The organism is Vibrio renipiscarius, from assembly GCF_000827885.1.
Taxonomy (GTDB): Bacteria; Pseudomonadota; Gammaproteobacteria; order Enterobacterales; family Vibrionaceae; genus Vibrio; species Vibrio renipiscarius.
The window spans coordinates 604,554-621,273 of sequence record NZ_JTKH01000006.1 but is presented as its reverse complement, the minus strand read 5'-3'; the positions used below and the strand labels follow the sequence as shown (position 1 = coordinate 621,273).

Annotated in this window: 18 protein-coding genes; 8 read left to right on the top strand and 10 right to left on the bottom strand. The window is 45.2% G+C overall.

The features are described 5' to 3' along the window. Window positions 1-4 precede the first annotated feature (4 nt). From OJ16_RS06005 to OJ16_RS05995, 3 genes are all read left to right on the top strand, one after another. Window positions 5-505 (top strand): Lrp/AsnC family transcriptional regulator, encoded by a 501-nt coding sequence (locus OJ16_RS06005; protein WP_040988371.1) that lies wholly within the window; start codon window positions 5-7, stop codon window positions 503-505. Between the two features lie 243 nt (window positions 506-748). After that, the gene (locus tag OJ16_RS06000; protein ID WP_040988369.1) at window positions 749-2,281 is read left to right on the top strand and encodes an NAD-dependent succinate-semialdehyde dehydrogenase; all 1,533 of its coding nucleotides are present in this window, start codon (window positions 749-751) and stop codon (window positions 2,279-2,281) included. 105 nt (window positions 2,282-2,386) lie between these two features. Continuing rightward, window positions 2,387-3,802 (top strand): aspartate aminotransferase family protein, encoded by a 1,416-nt coding sequence (locus OJ16_RS05995; RefSeq protein ID WP_040988368.1) that lies wholly within the window; start codon window positions 2,387-2,389, stop codon window positions 3,800-3,802. Window positions 3,803-3,921: 119 nt separating this feature from the next. Here the strand turns inward: OJ16_RS05995 and OJ16_RS05990 are convergent, their stop codons facing one another. Beyond that, the gene (locus OJ16_RS05990) at window positions 3,922-4,407 is read right to left on the bottom strand and encodes a peptide-methionine (S)-S-oxide reductase (RefSeq protein WP_040988366.1); all 486 of its coding nucleotides are present in this window, start codon (window positions 4,405-4,407) and stop codon (window positions 3,922-3,924) included. Window positions 4,408-4,503: 96 nt separating this feature from the next. Continuing rightward, window positions 4,504-5,049, bottom strand: a complete 546-nt coding sequence (locus OJ16_RS05985; protein ID WP_040988364.1) for a cytochrome b — start codon at window positions 5,047-5,049, stop codon at window positions 4,504-4,506. Window positions 5,050-5,266: 217 nt separating this feature from the next. Here OJ16_RS05985 and OJ16_RS05980 point away from each other — a divergent pair, with 217 nt between their 5' ends. Both OJ16_RS05980 and OJ16_RS05975 read left to right on the top strand, forming a co-directional pair. Further along, on the top strand, window positions 5,267-6,553 hold the full coding sequence (locus tag OJ16_RS05980) for a DEAD/DEAH box helicase (RefSeq protein WP_040988362.1): 1,287 nt from the start codon (window positions 5,267-5,269) through the stop codon (window positions 6,551-6,553). Between the two features lie 260 nt (window positions 6,554-6,813). Further along, complete coding sequence (locus OJ16_RS05975; RefSeq protein ID WP_201773364.1) at window positions 6,814-7,131, top strand: thiamine-binding protein; 318 nt, start codon at window positions 6,814-6,816, stop codon at window positions 7,129-7,131. A 195-nt stretch (window positions 7,132-7,326) separates the two neighbouring features. Here OJ16_RS05975 and OJ16_RS05970 read toward each other — a convergent pair whose 3' ends face one another. The 7 genes from OJ16_RS05970 to OJ16_RS05935 form a co-directional block, all read right to left on the bottom strand. Continuing rightward, a complete protein-coding gene (locus OJ16_RS05970; RefSeq protein WP_040988850.1) occupies window positions 7,327-7,758 on the bottom strand; it encodes a GNAT family N-acetyltransferase in 432 nt (143 codons plus the stop codon). A gap of 274 nt (window positions 7,759-8,032) precedes the next feature. Continuing rightward, the gene (locus OJ16_RS05965) at window positions 8,033-8,497 is read right to left on the bottom strand and encodes a hypothetical protein (protein WP_040988358.1); all 465 of its coding nucleotides are present in this window, start codon (window positions 8,495-8,497) and stop codon (window positions 8,033-8,035) included. A 210-nt stretch (window positions 8,498-8,707) separates the two neighbouring features. After that, window positions 8,708-8,989 carry a hypothetical protein gene (locus OJ16_RS05960; protein WP_040988356.1) on the bottom strand — a complete coding sequence of 94 codons (282 nt, stop codon included), beginning with the start codon at window positions 8,987-8,989 and terminating at the stop codon, window positions 8,708-8,710. A 50-nt stretch (window positions 8,990-9,039) separates the two neighbouring features. Continuing rightward, window positions 9,040-9,528 carry an HAD family hydrolase gene (locus OJ16_RS05955; protein WP_040988354.1) on the bottom strand — a complete coding sequence of 163 codons (489 nt, stop codon included), beginning with the start codon at window positions 9,526-9,528 and terminating at the stop codon, window positions 9,040-9,042. A 61-nt stretch (window positions 9,529-9,589) separates the two neighbouring features. Then, window positions 9,590-10,045 (bottom strand): GNAT family N-acetyltransferase, encoded by a 456-nt coding sequence (locus tag OJ16_RS05950; RefSeq protein WP_201773362.1) that lies wholly within the window; start codon window positions 10,043-10,045, stop codon window positions 9,590-9,592. A 369-nt stretch (window positions 10,046-10,414) separates the two neighbouring features. Continuing rightward, the gene (locus OJ16_RS05940; protein ID WP_040988348.1) at window positions 10,415-10,822 is read right to left on the bottom strand and encodes a DUF1330 domain-containing protein; all 408 of its coding nucleotides are present in this window, start codon (window positions 10,820-10,822) and stop codon (window positions 10,415-10,417) included. A 583-nt stretch (window positions 10,823-11,405) separates the two neighbouring features. Then, window positions 11,406-12,584, bottom strand: coding sequence for a flavohemoglobin expression-modulating QEGLA motif protein (locus OJ16_RS05935; RefSeq protein ID WP_040988346.1), 1,179 nt, complete (start codon window positions 12,582-12,584; stop codon window positions 11,406-11,408). Between the two features lie 326 nt (window positions 12,585-12,910). On the opposite strand from OJ16_RS05935, the gene OJ16_RS05930 reads away from it, so the two are divergent. Beyond that, window positions 12,911-13,645, top strand: coding sequence for an RNA methyltransferase (locus OJ16_RS05930; RefSeq protein ID WP_040988848.1), 735 nt, complete (start codon window positions 12,911-12,913; stop codon window positions 13,643-13,645). Window positions 13,646-13,791: 146 nt separating this feature from the next. Here the strand turns inward: OJ16_RS05930 and fdxA are convergent, their stop codons facing one another. Next, complete coding sequence (fdxA, locus tag OJ16_RS05925) at window positions 13,792-14,115, bottom strand: ferredoxin FdxA (RefSeq protein ID WP_040988343.1); 324 nt, start codon at window positions 14,113-14,115, stop codon at window positions 13,792-13,794. 238 nt (window positions 14,116-14,353) lie between these two features. On the opposite strand from fdxA, the gene OJ16_RS05920 reads away from it, so the two are divergent. Further along, entirely contained in the window at window positions 14,354-15,970 is a 1,617-nt protein-coding gene (locus OJ16_RS05920; RefSeq protein ID WP_040988342.1) for an NAD(P)/FAD-dependent oxidoreductase, read from the top strand. 181 nt (window positions 15,971-16,151) lie between these two features. Beyond that, window positions 16,152-16,652, top strand: a complete 501-nt coding sequence (locus OJ16_RS05915; protein WP_040988340.1) for an opioid growth factor receptor-related protein — start codon at window positions 16,152-16,154, stop codon at window positions 16,650-16,652. Window positions 16,653-16,720 lie beyond the last annotated feature (68 nt).

The following is a 16,720-nucleotide window of genomic DNA, read 5'->3' as shown; positions in this document are numbered from 1 at the left end:
GCATATGCGCTTAGATAAATACGACATAAAAATACTGCATATTCTTCAACGTGATGGTCGTATTACCAAGTCGCAATTGGCACAGCAAATCAACCTTTCCGTCAGCCCTTGCTGGGAGCGCGTTAAAAAGCTAGAACAAGCCGGTATTATCGAAGGGTACGGCGCGAAAATTGCGCTGTCTGATCAAACCAAATACACCACAGTATTGGTTGAGATCTCTTTGAAACAGCATAACGCACAGGCCTTTAAACTGTTTGAACAGCAAGTAACCAAAACCGAGGAAGTGCTTGAGTGTTACGCCACCGGTGGTGGCATTGATTATGTGGTGAAATTCAAATGCGCCGACATCGACCAGTATCAGCGCTGCATTGATCGCTGGCTGGAATCGAACCTAGGTATTGAGCGTTACTACACCTATATCGTCACCAAGATCGTAAAGCAGCCCATCCAAGATACCTCTAGCACTATCACACTCGATGCGGTTGAGCTCAGCATGCGCAATTAACGGCCATTCAGAAAATTCACTATGTTTTGCGCCAACAACAGAAAAAAAACACGTCAATCCTCACCTAAGGTTTAGACATGAACGCCGTTTGACGCAATCTCTCCCCTTAGAGCTCCTCTTACAAACGGTTGGCGCGGCTCAACAACATCGAGCTTGCCAGCTGGCAGATCACATTATTGCCAGTGTTCATTTTTCTATATTCGGTTTTCTATATTAAGAAATAAACGAGTTGGAGGATTTGTCATGAGCACAGCTCGACGATTTGTGACGGAAGAAACCAAAGCGACTCATGAAATGATGGCCGCCCTAAGCGATGTTCGTCTGGTGCGTAACCTTGCCTACGTGAATGGTAAATGGATCAGTGGTGAACAATTTAACCCCGTCTATAACCCCGCAAGCGACGAGATTATTGGTTACTCAACCCAACTTACTTGTGAACAAATGGAACAAGCGGTCAACGACGCTGATGCGGCTTTCAAACCTTGGCGACAGCTACAAGCCGATCAACGCGCAGAATACCTAATGCGCTGGCATCAACTCATTCTCGATGCCAAACACGACCTAGCTCATTTGATGGTCGTCGAACAAGGTAAAACCTTGGCAGAAGCGCTGGGTGAAATAGAGTATGGCGCGTCTTTTGTGCGCTGGTTTGCCGAAGAGGCCCGAAGAAGCTACGGTGAAACCATTCCGAGCCATATCCCTAACGCACAGCTATCAACCATTCGTGAGCCGATTGGCGTGGCGGCATTGATTACACCCTGGAATTTTCCCAATGCGATGATCACCCGTAAAGCCGCTGCCGCCATGGCGATCGGCTGCCCAGTGCTGATCAAACCCGCGGGTGAAACCCCCTTTTCTGCACTTGCCTTAGCAGAACTGGCCGATCGCGCAGGAATGCCGACTGGAGTATTTAACGTCATCACCGGTAAAGCGAGTACGTTTTCTCATGTCATTTGCCAATCCGATAAAGTGAAGGCGCTCTCTTTTACTGGCTCTACCCCCATCGGAAAACTTTTGTTGAGTGATGCCGCCAATACCGTAAAAAAATGCAGTATGGAACTGGGTGGCAATGCCCCCTTTATCGTGCTCCCGGATATGGATATTGCACAAGCGGCACGCGCGGCGGCAGAGGCCAAATTTCAGACATCAGGGCAAGACTGCCTCGCCGCTAACCGCATATTCGTTCATGAGACGCACTATGAACCTTTCCTCGCGCATTTTGCTCACCATGTCGAACAGCAAATGGTCGGAAATGGCTTAGATCCGGCGGTAACCATTGGGCCATTGATTAACCGCAAAGCCGCCGAGAAAGCCACGCAATTACTCAATGACGCCTTGTCAAAAGGCGCACGCATCGTGGCACAAAGTAGCTTGCCCAAAAACAACTCGCCAATAAGGCGCAATTTTTTTCCGCCGACCCTGCTGGCGGATGTCACATCCGAGATGGCAGTTTACCGTGAAGAGAATTTTTGCCCCATCGCCGCCGTCTTACCCTATCGCGATATTGAACAAGTGATTGAGATGGGTAACGACACCGAATACGGCCTCGCCGCCTACATTTATGGTCACGATATTCATGATATATGGCGCTGCATGCGCGGTTTAGAGTTCGGCATGATCAGTGTTAATTCCGTCAAAATGACCGGTCATCCCATTCCGTTTGGCGGCATGAAGCAATCAGGCCTTGGCCGAGAAGGCAGTCAGCATGGTTTCGATGAGTTCAGTGAAATCAAATATTGCTGCTTAGGTGCGCTGCCCACTGCAAGCGGCAGTTAACAACATAACCCAAAATTGAATCGCAACATTCAACACAACACTGTCCACCCTGCCCTTTAGATTCAACGAACACTTAGGCAGCACGAGAACGAGGAGCGTTTTAAGATGGATAATAAAACTCAACAATTGCTCGATAGCGATCGCCAGCATGTTTTTCATGCCTCTACACATCTCAAACAATATGCCCACGGTGAGGTGCCGGGGCGCATTATTACGGGCGCCAGTGGCATTCGCATTCAAGATTCATGTGGTAACGAACTCATCGATGGATTTGCGGGGTTATATTGCGTCAACATCGGTTATGGCCGCGAAGAAATGGCCGAAGCCATTTACGAACAAGCGAAAAAGCTGGCCTATTACCACACCTATGTCGGCCACACTAACGAAGCGTTGGTTCAGCTATCTGAACGCATTATCAAGATGGCTCCATCAGGGATGAGTAAGGTCTACTATGGCATGTCTGGCAGCGATGCTAATGAAACCCAATTGAAACTCGTGTGGTATTACAACAATGTGCTGGGGCGTCCAGAGAAGAAAAAGATCATCTCTCGTGAGCGAGGCTACCACGGTTCAAGCATCGCCTCTGGCTCAATGACAGGTCTACCGCTCTTTCATGCACATTTTGATCTCCCTCTTGAGCGCATTAAACATACCCTTTCACCGTACTATTATCATCGCAGTGATGACGCCATGACTGAGCAAGAGTTCTCGGCTTATTGCGCTTATCAGTTAGAAGCGATGATTCTGGAAGAAGGGCCCGATACCGTTGCGGCCATGATTGCCGAGCCCGTGCTGGGCACAGGCGGTATTGTCCCACCACCGGAAGGCTATTGGTCAGCGATTCGCCAAGTACTCGATAAATACGACATTTTACTGATTGCCGATGAAGTGGTGTGCGGCTTTGGCCGAATTGGTTCCGCTTTTGGTTCAATCCATTACGAAATGCGCCCCGATCTCATCACGATTGCTAAAGGGCTTACCTCCGCTTATCAGCCTCTTTCTGGCGTCATCGTGGGCGATAAAGTGTGGCAAACATTGGAGCATGGCACCGATACGTGGGGCGCGTTTGGTCATGGCTATACCTATTCAGGCCATCCATTAGGCGCGGCAGCAGCCAACTGTAATCTGGATATTATTGAACGCGAGAACCTTATTCAAAAAGCGGCGGATAATGGCGCGTATTTACAGCAACGTATGGCTGAAACCTTTGCTGAACATCCCATCATTGGCGACTCGCGCGGCGTGGGCATGCTGCATGCCTTGGAGTTTTCTTCACAAAGAGAGCGCAGAATGGCGTTTGATCCGAATATGAAAGTCGGCCCAATGATAGCAGCGGCGTGTGGCGAAGTCGGCCTTATCGCCCGAGCAATGCCCCATGGGGATATTTTAGGCTTTGCCCCTCCGCTCATCGCCACCAGAGATGACATCGACATGATTGTTGATAAAGCCCACCAAGCCATCAACAAAGTCACCGATCATTTGGTTACGAGTAAACAATGGCAGGTCATCCGCTTAGAGTAAAAGCACGGTAATAAGTCATGCCGTAAATACACCTCAAGACGAAGGCATAACAGCATTCAATAAGGCCTGAATACTCAGGCCTTATTCGTCTCGAACTAAAAGGCAATGCCGCCATTTAATTATTTTGATGTCGCCGATTTATATTTATGCAGTAAATCGAACGGAATATGGCAATAATCGTCAGGGTAATGAGTCAACCTATCTTGATGCTCTGCGTCACTCTTAACGTAATTGTTCATCGGAAGCACTTCGACCACGATGTTAGCTGCGTCAGCACGCTTTGCGATATAGGCTTTGACTTGATTAAGATGATCGTCATCGACGCTATAGACGCCCGTGCGATATTTCTCACCCACATCCTCACCTTGCCGATTAAGACTGTACGGATCGATGATTTCAAAAAAGAAATCCATGAGTTGATCGACCGACACCTTTAAAGGATCAAATTGGGTTCGTACGCATTCAGCGTAACCATCGTAGGGAGAAGTGGTCGTATTGCTACGTCCATTGACTCGCCCAGCTTCAGTGCTTACCACACCCGGTAAATGCCGCATGAATTCTTGCACTCCCCACAAACAGCCACCGGCAAAATAGATCTCTTGCATTGTCGTCCCCATCGTTATCTTCAGGCATTATCTAATGCCTGACCGACAAAGCCCAGTTCTACCGAGAAAAGAATCAGGGTAGAACAATCTGCGTGATTAACGCCCCAACATGCGCGACAACGTATTATCCTTATCAAGCCAGTGGTGCTTTAACGCGCCAGCGACGTGCAGTACAACGACGGCAATAATGATATTGACTGACCAGCCATGAATGCCCCCACCCAGCTCTTGTAGCCATTGAATCTTGTCGCCCTCAGCGACAAAGTACCAACCAAACACATCAGCACCACGCCCGCCACCCACACTCATGGCAATGCCAGATATCGGCATCATCAACGTGGCAAGCATTAACAAACCATGTATCGCCTTCGCCAGTATGTTTTGCCATGGCGCAACCACAGCCGCTGGCGGAATTGCCCCCTCTTTCAGGCGCCAAGTAATGCGACTCATCGCGACAACCAGCAATATCGCGCCAAAAGATTTGTGTAAACCAATTAACTCCCCTTTCTCAGGGCCTCGGGGTAAATCAACCATATACCAGCCGACCGAAAAAATAGCGATGAACATCAGGGCCGTCAGCCAATGAAAGGCGATCGTTTGCCAACTGAGAGCGTGAGGGTTTACTGTGTTTTTATTGAGCATCTTATATCCATATTTATACTGTGGTTTATCAGACATTATCCATCAACATCACATTGAACACTATCCGTACAATCGTAAAGGTGCGTAAATTTCACACAACCTCGAATACGCATGGCGTTGTTGCACGAAAACCGGGACGATTATCATTGGACTACTTAAACGCACACAAATACGCTAGAATGCGCGCCATTATCTTTGCTTTGAGCCTTTTCTATTAATGACTACTGCTACAACACCAGCCAACTTTGCTGAACTTAATCTGATTCAACCTTTGTTAGCACGATTAACTGAGCTTGAATATCAACAACCTACCCCAATTCAAGCACAAGTGATCCCAAGTGTTTTGGCAGGCCGTGATTTGATTGCTGGCGCCAATACTGGTTCAGGTAAAACAGCCGCTTTTGCGCTGCCGATGTTGCAGAACATTTTCATTAATCAGCACCCAAGCCTTTACCGTAAAAATAACTCGGTAACCGGGCTGGTTTTAGTTCCAACACGTGAACTCGCCAAGCAAGTGGCGGACAACATCAAGTCCTATGCCACCCACTTCAATGGCGCAATGAAAACCGTGTGTGTGTTTGGTGGCGTATCGGTAAATAGCCAAATGTTGGCGCTGCGTGGTGGTGCGGATATTTTGGTTGCGACACCTGGTCGTTTGCTTGATCTCATTTCAAGCAATGCGGTAAAACTTGATCGAGTCAAAACCCTCGTGTTGGATGAAGCTGACCGTATGCTTAGCCTTGGTTTTACCGAAGAGTTGTCTGAACTGCTCGCTCTATTACCAAAACAAAAGCAAACCTTACTGTTTTCTGCAACGTTCCCGGAAGAAGTGCAGGCTCTAACACAAGAACTGCTCAATGACCCGCTGGAAGTACAACTGCAGAGCAGTGAAGCAAGCACACTTGTACAACGTGTTTTCACGGTAGATAAAGGCAAGAAAACAGCACTGCTGGCCCATCTCATTAAAGAAAATGATTGGCGCCAAGCATTGATTTTCGTCAACGCGAAAAACGGCTGTGAGCACTTAGCGGATAAACTTTACAAACGCGGTATTTCAGTTGAAGTATTCCATGGCGACCAAAGCCAAGGTGCACGTACGCGCGTACTGGAAGATTTTAAAGCGGGCCAACTGGATGTGTTGATCGCCACCGATATTGCCGCTCGTGGCCTTGATGTTGAAAAGCTGCCAGTTGTTATTAACTACGACTTACCACGTAGCCCATCAGACTACATGCACCGTATTGGCCGTAGTGGCCGTGCGGGTGAAGTCGGCTTAGCGCTATCTTTGATCGATTACGAAGATTACCATCACTTCAAAGTGATCGAGAAAAAGAACAAGATCCGCCTTGAGCGTGAACAAGTTCCAGGCTTTGAAGTCGATGAAACTATCACTGCGGCGATGCTTGAAGCGAATAAGCCAATGGCAAAACCAGCGGGTACGGGTAAAAAGAAACGTAAAAAGAACCAAGCGGCTCAAGGTGATATTTGGTTAAAGAATAACTGATGATCACTGTCTAAATCGTCCCTCGGTTAGATAACACGAAAAAGCAGCTTTTAGCTGCTTTTTTTATTGCCGTATTTTCACCAGCACCTAAATCACAAGTATGGATGATAACTTGCGACTTTCAGTCTACCCCTTTCTGAGTTAGCACTCTCTGCTTGGTTCCGAAGCAAAAAAACCATGCTAATATACGCCACTCTATACCGATATAAACTAATGAGAAATTATTAATGTCAGCTCAAAAACCACGACTTGATGAAGTCATGCTTGCGTTTCAAGTAATACCACGAGTGAAAGAAGGCAACAATTTCGAAGTGGTAGACAAAGCGATTGAGGTCGTTAAAGCTTCCGGCGTAGCATTTCAAGTGAGTGCAATGGAAACGACAATGAAAGGCGAACTCAACCACTTATTAGACATAGTAAAAGGCGCTCAACAAGCTTGCTATGACGCCGGTGCAGTGGAAGTAATAACGAACATCAAAATTCACAGTAAAACGGAAGCGGCGACTGACACTTTTTGCACTTATGATCGCGGTGTAACGAAAGCTAACCACATGTTCGTCAAAAACGAGAGCGAATAGAACGAGGTCTAACAAAACCAAACCTCATCAATCTAAGCCTCGTATCGCTAAGTCTTACATAGCCAAGTTTCATACAGCTAAGTTTTATATAACTAGCCTCATACTGTCACGGCTGGTGCACAACACATACGGAAACGCCCAAAGTTATTAGCTTTGGGCGTTTCTTCTGACAAACGGGTGACGACAAACCGAGCCCTAAAGTGTCATATGCAGAATTGGAAATGGTTTACCCATATCATCAAAGGGGGAACGAGAACTGACCATGAACCCCATATGCTCATAGAAACCAACCGCTAGTGGGTTTTGTTCGTTCACGTCTACTTTTGTTGCGCCGAGCTGTTCTATGGAATATTGCAGCAAAGCTTTGCCAACCCCCTTCCCTCTCGCCTCATTTGAGATAAACAACATTTCAATCTTGGATTCATGAACACCCACGAAACCCAAAATTGCACCGTTATCGCTTTTAACACATCTTAGTGTTACCGCAGGAAAGGCTTGTTCAATGATAATTGGCTTAAAAAACTCAATATCTTCTTCTGTTATAAAGTCGTGAGTAGCTCGGACTGAATTTTCCCAAACACTGAGCATTTCTGCGTAATATTCAGGAAGCACATTTTCTACAATCATCATATTTTCTCTTGAGTTGACTGAAAATTCTGTGCAGCCGCGACCGATAATTTTATCCTTAGAGGGAATAAATGTCCATGGAGCTATCTACCTAGCACCGTGCTGAGAGTAAAACTACGTCATTTAACAATAAGCCGTTATCTTAATTTTTGATACTAAATATTATTGCGACCAAGAATAGGTACAAAACACATTATGATTAAACCTATATTCAGGTAGATATTTATCATAAAAGATGAGAGATAAGCGGAAAAACCAATTTTGACTAATAAAATTAAGCCAATCTAGATAAATACACCGCCACTTTTCTAGTATTAAACAGAAGGATAAATCCTGACACAAGGCTCAAAATACCACTCGATAAATTGACGATCGCGTCTGAATTTTGCTGATACCCACTATCCACGAAATAAAAAGCCAGTGTAATGGACCATAAATTATCAACAATCAAATAAATCGAGAGCAAACCACAGCCGACTTTAGCAAGATCTATCGCCGTATAACGACTTTCTGATTCTTCCATCGTAATAGGAACTATTTTTCCTGCTATCGACATAGGAAAAAACCACAATATTGCAGCAAGAAACAAACTCAAGAGATTAACAACATAGACGCCGGTGTTTTCTAAACCTAATGATCGTGCCGTGGTCATAGCAGAAAATGATGATACCGCGGCCTCAAACACCAAATAAATGGCCAGCACCCTAATCCCAGTCGCAATCCAAACTCTTACATGCACAATCACCTCCCAAAACGCTCATTATTCGCACATGAGATCCATTTAAGCATGCTGATGGGAAGCGAGTTTGATTGACCCCTTATCTTTCGAGTTATATCAAAGATTGAGAAATCGGCGAAACACAGGAAAAACAGCGTCACCATCAGTATAAATGGCCAGCACAGCATACGTCGAAAGCTGGTATTACAGGCTTTGCAAACCTCGATACAATCAACGTCCCCCCATTTTTAGAACCCGCTTTAAGAAGTACAGTATGAATCCAGAAGCAATCGGGAAAACAATAGAGAATACGAACAAACCGATTTTATACGGCGTTTTACGAGCACTAAAAGACACATAAAAGGAGTACAGAAGCATATGAAACAAAGCAATAATAACCAATGTTTTTAGAACGTTAATGATCATCATATCGACGGGTAATAACTTGATGAAAACCGCAATCAAAAACACGCCCCAAAAGCTTATCCCTGCATATTTATCAATTCGATCCATCTTAATATATCCTTACTTACATACCGCGAGCTTCATCATGACTTCGATACTCAGACATCCAATCTTGAACAACAAAGCTCCGACAAGTGATGAATTTGTTTTACACCAACACCGACCTCAATGTCCTTGTGTTCTGGGTTAAACCAAATTGCCTTAATTCCCGCAGCCGATGCGGGTTCTATATCTTTGTCATATGTATCACCCACCATGACAAATAAGTGCGGTTCCCGCCCTAAAACCTCGGCAATTTTATGGTAAAAGCCTGGTGTGCCTTTTCCTATTCCTAGATTGGCTTTGCAAAAATAACCCGAAATAAACTGAGCCAAGCCAACCCGCTCAAACGCAGACTTAATCTCAACTTCTGACGAGTCAGCCGCATTTGTCGCAACATAAATTTCGTGCGTTTTTGAAAGCTGCTCGAGTGTTTCTAATGCGCCACTTACCGGCTGAACCGTTGCCCAATCGCACATTTTCCCCTGCTGTTGAGGGAAATCGACCATCAGCGTGTCACCCCAATCAAACAGATAGATGCTGCCCATATAACGTCCTTATCGATACCACCATATTTAAGTGAGACACGTACACACGGTTTATGTTTGCTTAACTCACATCGCGGGCAATCATTAATATTTCATCCGCGGAGTATAGATTTGTAATCGTTGCTTCTACCTCAGCACCCAATGTCGACCTGTATAATTCTTGGGCATGATTATCCGCTCTCGTCGTCACAAAAACATGCTTTAGTACCGAGTCATTCTCCGCCAACTTTTCTTTTACTAGTGGTAATGAATTTAGGATTAGACAACGTCCAATGCCTTTTCCTTGGTGGATAGGTGCGACCGCCAATTGTTCTATTTCCATGACGACTTCAGGACGAAAACCACTTTTTTGAGTCCAAAGAATATACCCGATAATCTTATTGTTCTCTTCAGCCACAAAACAGAGCACGCGCGGGAACGCATTAAAATTACACACTAACCATTCATAAGATTGTTTCTGTCTCACGAAAGCTAATTGATGTATTTCTGCCGTCTCATTTAAATCAGACTGTGCCATTAATCTTACTCTCATAAGATCCTCAATTTATTGAATAAACATCATGCTATGTTAACGGGTGCTCCATCTCATGCAACCACGTTTTTTACGACAATACCGATCATCACCCCAATTAAAGCCCCAGCAATACCACCCAACGTCCCAAAGATTAATGCAGGAAAGACGTCCCCAAACATATCGTATTGGAGAAATGTCGTTTCATATAAGCTTCTCCCTGCACAAAGACTTGCTCCAACTATTGCTGACACGATTGAAACCTTAACCACTAAAAGGTTAGTCATGCCTTTCTTTGAAGCCCTCTTCATAAAAAAGTCTCATTCCTAAAAACTTGATGCATTGGCTTATAACAAAAGACATCGACTGAACGACTCAAGGTGCTTTCGTTTCGATGTTTAGTTGCCCGGCCAAACCTGCTTCGCGGTGAATACTGAGCGCTTTGAATTCCTCTGAAGACGTCATTTCAAGTAGTGCTTTTCGCGACGGATACTTCACGATTACAAATGAGTCCCAAAGGTCGTCAACCTGACCTAAGATTAAACCTGTAATTTCCGAATAGAAAACGACCTCAGCGCCGTATTTTTTGAGAATATTCGCCATTGGCTGTCCATACAAATCGTATGCTTCCCTGCCCGTTAACGTTGATTCTCGTCCATCTGCATATTCCGCTTGTTCACGAAATTTAAACAGATTTAGCAAATGAATCTCACCTGAGTTGGGTGAGTTTTTTAGTCTATCCATCTGGCTATCTGATGGGTAGAGTTGATTGAGAACGTCCATTTCTCCCTCCTTTCTTTAACATAACGGCGGCATAACTCGTTTGCTACCGTGCTGTTATCTTTATCATTCCTGTATCTGTGTAGAACGGCCTAACATTTCATTACGAGTAACCACATAAAAACCTAATATATTTTTGGGTTAATTTTGCCTAAAGTTTTTGAATGCCGTGCTGATCTTGTTGTAAGTAAAATTTAAAGCCACCCCAACAACGACAAACAAGCAAAAATCAATAAACGCCAGCTTCAGGCTGAATGGATCAGAGAAAAGATTATAGGTGAAGCCTATTTGTGAACCGATAAATTTAGCCAAAATAACGGTAGAGATGATGAGAAGTATATTCACGTATTACCTGCGTAAGTTGACTTGAAGTAACGTTCTTACGGCCCATATTACTTTTGCTCATTTTTCAAGCAAGGCAACAGATCTCGATTTCCTTTGAAATGAGAATGAAAGATTAATTAACCACAATGAGTCTAACGAGAAATAGGATTTTCCTTCTCAAAAATCCGCCACTGAAGAAGCACTCTTTAAACGAAAAAGCAGCCCTCAGGCTGCTCAATAGATTGAATAACGGATTGTTCGTTTACTTAATCGCGTGGGTGATAAAACGGCGCACGTCATCATTATCCGTTGGATTCACAAACGAAGGGGTTAACTTGATTGGTGGATTAAATATCCCCTTCGCCACAAGTCGATTAATTTGTGGCAAATGCATCAGTGCGGTTTTTCCACACAGCAAGTTTAAAAATCCTTCTTGCTCTTCATAAGCATGCAACACTTCGTGAAAACCGCGAAGATACAAATAATCTTTGGTGAAGCCACCGCCGCGATAAACACGCGCCGTAATGGTGAAGGCAAGGTTCTTCTCTACCCCTAACTGCTCTTTTAGCATCATAAAGGTGGTGCGGAAGGACTTATCTTTAATCATCGACTCAACCGCAAGTACGCGTAACGCGAGAATTTTCAATCGTTTTATGGTGAGATGCCCAGCCAGATATTCACTGAGAATCGCCATGCCTTCCTGAGTCATGGTATTAACCGGGCAACCCAGTGATAAAACACGAAATGGTTGGTTCATTGCGTTAATGGTCGTGGCAAGGTGCACCCCCAACTCATGATGCGCTAATGCATGCGCTTCGATCTCTGGCACACTGGCAGCGCTGTTGATTTTCACCGTGGTTTTATTGACCAGCGCATTGGCAATCATGTTGTCATCAATGACCAAGTCGTACTGGTAATCTTCCTGCTTGGCAAAATCGGCCATGATGGCTTGAATGCCATTCGCATCCACCAGTTTTTGATCATCATCATCGGAATCGGGTAAGTGCAGAATAAAGGTCGCATTGCGAATATCCTTCTCTGTCGGCTCGCCAAAATAACGCAACGAATTATAGAGGAAGTCTTGAGTACCGACGGTTTGCAGTTGGTCGATTTTATCCACATAAGACAAAATGACATCTTCATAAATCCGTTGTAAATCCGTATCTTCAACCGATTCAATGGGCAGATTAAACAGCTGCCGCTTCAACTGAAATGGGTTATGAATATTTTCTCTATAGGTGAACTGAGGTTCGATGGAAAAATGACGCTGAAAGAATGCCTCTTTCTGCTGATTATAATTGGTGGGGCCGACGGCACTGAGAATTTCAATACCGTTCACTAGCTCAAACAATGATTTATCCAAAGCCTTCGCGTGCTTAAGCGCACACTCTGGCGAAGTCATGACCTGTGGTACGTTCAAACGGCTGATCTCTTCTAACATTCCCTATCCTCTTTACCCTGTCCTAAATGAAACAGCATCGACACGGTTTCATAGGACACCATCTTCAACGCGAATCCTTCGCATCGCGGTGGCTTTTGGCTGCGGTATCTTGCTTATTGGTTCTACTCGAATATGCGCCGCTTTTATTCTGGCAACAATTATCGCTAGACGCCGTTTTCCCATGCAATGGGAACCCGTCAAGCATTGGTGGTAATTCAAACAATCTCAACACTCAAGAAAATAAAGGCCACAGAGGAATCACGCTGTGCGTAGCATCAAGTGGCGAGTGCGGTTATAATCGCTGCGTTTTCATCTGGGATAAAAAAATGATTTCTAAAAACCAACTAAAACTGCTGCGTGCTTTGGGCCAAAAAAAACAGCGTAAAGCACTTGGCTTATTCCTAGTTCAGGGTGAAAAAAACGTACTCGAACTCGCAAGTAGTACGTTAACGGTAAAACACGTTTTCGCAACCGCCGATTTTCTCGCGCTGAACCAAGCGGAACTTCAACGATTCGAGTGCATTGAAGCCTCACTGGATGACTTAACCAAAGCCAGCACCTTAGTGAGCAACAATGCGGCTATCGCCGTGGTTGAGATCCCAACATTTGAAGCGCCAGAAGCCAAAGGCATGATGATTGCGCTCGATGGCGTTCAAGACCCTGGTAACCTTGGCACCATTATTCGTGTTGCAGATTGGTATGGCATTAAACACATCATTGCGAGCAACGATTGTGCTGATCCATACAATCCAAAAACCATCAGCGCCACGATGGGCAGCTTTGGCCGGGTGCAAGTGCACCAATTGGATCTACCGAGCTATTTAGAACAGGCAAATCTACCGGTTTACGGTGCGTTCCTTGAAGGTGAAAGCGTCCATAAAACCGAGTTTGCCGCAGAAGGTATTTTGTTAATGGGCAGTGAATCTCACGGTATTCGCGCGCAAGCGGCAACATTCGTGACCGATAAAATCACCATCCCCGCATTTGGTGGCGCAGAATCACTGAACGTTGCGATGGCGACAGGCATCATCCTCGATAACATGCGCCGTCAGCACAGCTAATTAGCGCTTACCATGCCATGCTGATACGAGCAAAATAACCGCACAAAAAAAGCGTAACGACTGATTCAATCGTTACGCTTTTTTATCATCTCTATATGACGTCATTTTAATTTCGTTCGCGAAATCAAAAACGCCCTAATCACGGGTTAACGCTCTAGCTTATCTAGCTTGTTTGGTACGCCGTTCCATTGTTCTGCGTCATCCATAGCCGGTTTAACTTCAGTCTGTACCGGCCAGATCTCAGCCAATTCCGCATTGAGCTCAATGAACACTTGTTGGTCGTCAGCAAGTTCATCTTCTTGAAAGATCGCCTGCGCTGCACATTCGTCAACACATAAGCCGCAATCTATACACTCAATCGGGTTGATCACCATAAAGTTTGGCCCTTCATGAAACGCATCTGCTGGGCATACCGCGACACAATCAGTGTATTTACATTGGATACAGTTATCCGTTACGACAAACGCCATGACAATCAACTCTTAAATTAGTCAAAAAATAAGATGGGGATAATACTCGTCCCAAATCAAAATTCAACATTATGCGCGCTTAATATTAGGCAAAATGCTCTCCTATCCCTGATTTAGTATGACAGACAATTCAATTTCTCGTAAAATGCGCGCCATTGTGAGCGAGTCGACTGTCCTCAATACTGAAGATAGTCACTGGCTAAGACACCTACAGCAACATAAGTAACGAGATATCACTATGATACGTTTAACTGAAATTAAACTGCCTCTCAATCACGAGGACGGCGCGATCCTAGACGCCATTACTAAAAAACTTGGCATCGCAGCAGACCAAGTTCTTTCTTTTAATCTGTTTAAACGTGGCTACGATGCTCGTAAGAAAGCCAACATCCAACTGATCTACACCCTTGATGTTGAAGTGGCAAATCAAGCTGAAATGTTAGAAGCGTTCATTAGCGATCCACACGTAAAAGAAACGCCTGACATGGATTATAAATTTGTCGCTCAAGCGCCAGCAAACCAAACTGAACGTCCAATCGTTATCGGTTTTGGTCCATGTGGTCTTTTTGCTGGCCTAATCCTAGCGCAAATGGGCTTCAACCCAATCATTGTTGAACGTGGTAAAGAAGTTCGTGAACGTACCAAAGATACCTTCGGTTTCTGGCGCAAACGCACGCTGAACACGGAATCAAACGTGCAGTTTGGTGAAGGCGGCGCAGGTACGTTCTCTGATGGCAAATTGTACAGCCAAATCAAAGATCCAAACTTCTACGGCCGTAAAGTGACCACGGAATTTGTCGCAGCAGGCGCGCCAGAAGAAATCATGTACGTGAGCAAGCCACACATCGGTACGTTCAAGCTAGTCACCATGATTGAAAAGATGCGTGCGACGATCATCGAGCTAGGCGGCGAAATCCGTTTTAGCACTCGTGTTGATGACATCCATATGGAAGATGGCCAAATCACTGGCGTAACGCTTTCTAATGGCGAAGAAATCAAATCTCGCTATGTGGTGCTATCTGTTGGTCACTCTGCGCGTGATACGTTTGAGATGCTTAACGAGCGTGGCGTTTACATGGAAGCAAAACCATTCTCGGTTGGCTTCCGTATTGAACACAAGCAATCAATGATTGATGAAGCGCGTTTTGGTAAAAATGCGGGTCACCCAATCCTTGGCGCTGCCGATTACAAATTGGTTCACCACTGTAAAAATGGCCGCACGGTTTACAGCTTCTGTATGTGTCCTGGTGGCACGGTGGTAGCGGCAACATCAGAAGAAGGCCGCGTCGTAACGAACGGTATGAGCCAATACTCACGTGCTGAGCGTAACGCAAACAGCGCAATCGTTGTGGGTATCGATCCAGAACGTGATTACCCAGGTGATGCACTGGCAGGTATTCGTCTGCAACGTGAACTTGAATCGGGTGCTTACGTGCTCGGTGGCGAGAACTACGATGCGCCAGCACAAAAAATCGGTGACTTCCTAAAAGGTCGCGATCCTAGTGCTATCGGTAGCGTTGAACCGTCATTCACTCCAGGTATCAAGCTAACGGATATTTCAAAAGCACTGCCTGACTTTGCGATTGAAGCGATTCGTGAAGCAATCCCTGCTTTTGATAAGAAAATCAAAGGCTTTGCCTCTGAAGATGGTCTACTGACTGGCGTAGAAACTCGCACTTCTTCTCCTATTTGCATCAAACGTGGTAAAGACTACCAGAGTGTTAACCTAAAAGGCTTCTACCCAGCGGGTGAAGGTGCAGGTTATGCAGGCGGTATCCTTTCTGCGGGTATTGATGGTATCAAGGTCGCTGAAGCCGTGGCACTTGCGATGGTAGCAGACGCACAGAACCGCTAATCGTCGGGCTTTAAGTACCGAAATAACGATTATTGAAAGCCAGTCAGCGAATGTTGTCTGGCTTTTTTATTGATTTTACTTCACGTTACCGAACCTAAAACAGCTTATAATTCATCATTTAAGCTATCTTGCATACGCGAAACTCGCCAAGAGAGCGAGTACAAACACAATGGAAACTGTCATGAATGATATTGCTGGTTTTATTCTGGGTGAAAAGCCCGACAGCCTAGGTCGACCGATTGATCAGTTCTTAGCCTACAATCACTTTTGGCTAGAGCATGACCACAAATACATCCAAGTTTTATTTCCAATCGACCAAGGTACTAAGTTCAACCGCCACGCGCCTTTAGTTACTCCCGGAGATCGCGCGCAGTTTGCTCATGATCCACGTTTACCGACAGCACATTTGAAAGCACTCGATCTTATGTTGGAATTTTGGGGACTGACTCGAGATGGCGAGCGCATTCTTTCTCTCCACCCTCTAAGCAGTCGTGATCATGTATGGTTAAAAAGCCAAGATCATAATCAGCTGAGAATCACCCGCGTAATACGTAGCCTAACGTTATTGAGTAACCAAAACATTGCTCAAAATCTGGCAAACTTTGTTATCGAACAGTCGCAGGGGTTTGAAAGCGTGTCAGACCTGACGCGCCAATATTGGCAGCAAGCATTGGATGCCTAATGAACCACGATCATAAGGTTGAGCACAGCCTGAGTACAAAAAATATTCGTCCCAAATACAGTGTTCAC

Excerpts from the sequence above, each read along its gene's own strand:
- OJ16_RS06005 (WP_040988371.1), top strand. The coding sequence starts at position 5 with ATGCGCTTAGATAAATACGACATAAAAATACTGCATATTCTTCAACGT.
- OJ16_RS06000 (WP_040988369.1), top strand. The coding sequence starts at position 749 with ATGAGCACAGCTCGACGATTTGTGACGGAAGAAACCAAAGCGACTCAT.
- OJ16_RS05995 (WP_040988368.1), top strand. The coding sequence starts at position 2,387 with ATGGATAATAAAACTCAACAATTGCTCGATAGCGATCGCCAGCATGTT.
- OJ16_RS05990 (WP_040988366.1), bottom strand. The coding sequence starts at position 4,407 with ATGCAAGAGATCTATTTTGCCGGTGGCTGTTTGTGGGGAGTGCAAGAA.
- OJ16_RS05985 (WP_040988364.1), bottom strand. The coding sequence starts at position 5,049 with ATGCTCAATAAAAACACAGTAAACCCTCACGCTCTCAGTTGGCAAACG.
- OJ16_RS05980 (WP_040988362.1), top strand. The coding sequence starts at position 5,267 with ATGACTACTGCTACAACACCAGCCAACTTTGCTGAACTTAATCTGATT.
- OJ16_RS05975 (WP_201773364.1), top strand. The coding sequence starts at position 6,814 with ATGCTTGCGTTTCAAGTAATACCACGAGTGAAAGAAGGCAACAATTTC.
- OJ16_RS05970 (WP_040988850.1), bottom strand. The coding sequence starts at position 7,758 with ATGATTGTAGAAAATGTGCTTCCTGAATATTACGCAGAAATGCTCAGT.
- OJ16_RS05960 (WP_040988356.1), bottom strand. The coding sequence starts at position 8,989 with ATGGATCGAATTGATAAATATGCAGGGATAAGCTTTTGGGGCGTGTTT.
- OJ16_RS05955 (WP_040988354.1), bottom strand. The coding sequence starts at position 9,528 with ATGGGCAGCATCTATCTGTTTGATTGGGGTGACACGCTGATGGTCGAT.
- OJ16_RS05950 (WP_201773362.1), bottom strand. The coding sequence starts at position 10,045 with ATGGCACAGTCTGATTTAAATGAGACGGCAGAAATACATCAATTAGCT.
- OJ16_RS05940 (WP_040988348.1), bottom strand. The coding sequence starts at position 10,822 with ATGGACGTTCTCAATCAACTCTACCCATCAGATAGCCAGATGGATAGA.
- OJ16_RS05935 (WP_040988346.1), bottom strand. The coding sequence starts at position 12,584 with ATGTTAGAAGAGATCAGCCGTTTGAACGTACCACAGGTCATGACTTCG.
- OJ16_RS05930 (WP_040988848.1), top strand. The coding sequence starts at position 12,911 with ATGATTTCTAAAAACCAACTAAAACTGCTGCGTGCTTTGGGCCAAAAA.
- fdxA (WP_040988343.1), bottom strand. The coding sequence starts at position 14,115 with ATGGCGTTTGTCGTAACGGATAACTGTATCCAATGTAAATACACTGAT.
- OJ16_RS05920 (WP_040988342.1), top strand. The coding sequence starts at position 14,354 with ATGATACGTTTAACTGAAATTAAACTGCCTCTCAATCACGAGGACGGC.
- OJ16_RS05915 (WP_040988340.1), top strand. The coding sequence starts at position 16,152 with ATGAATGATATTGCTGGTTTTATTCTGGGTGAAAAGCCCGACAGCCTA.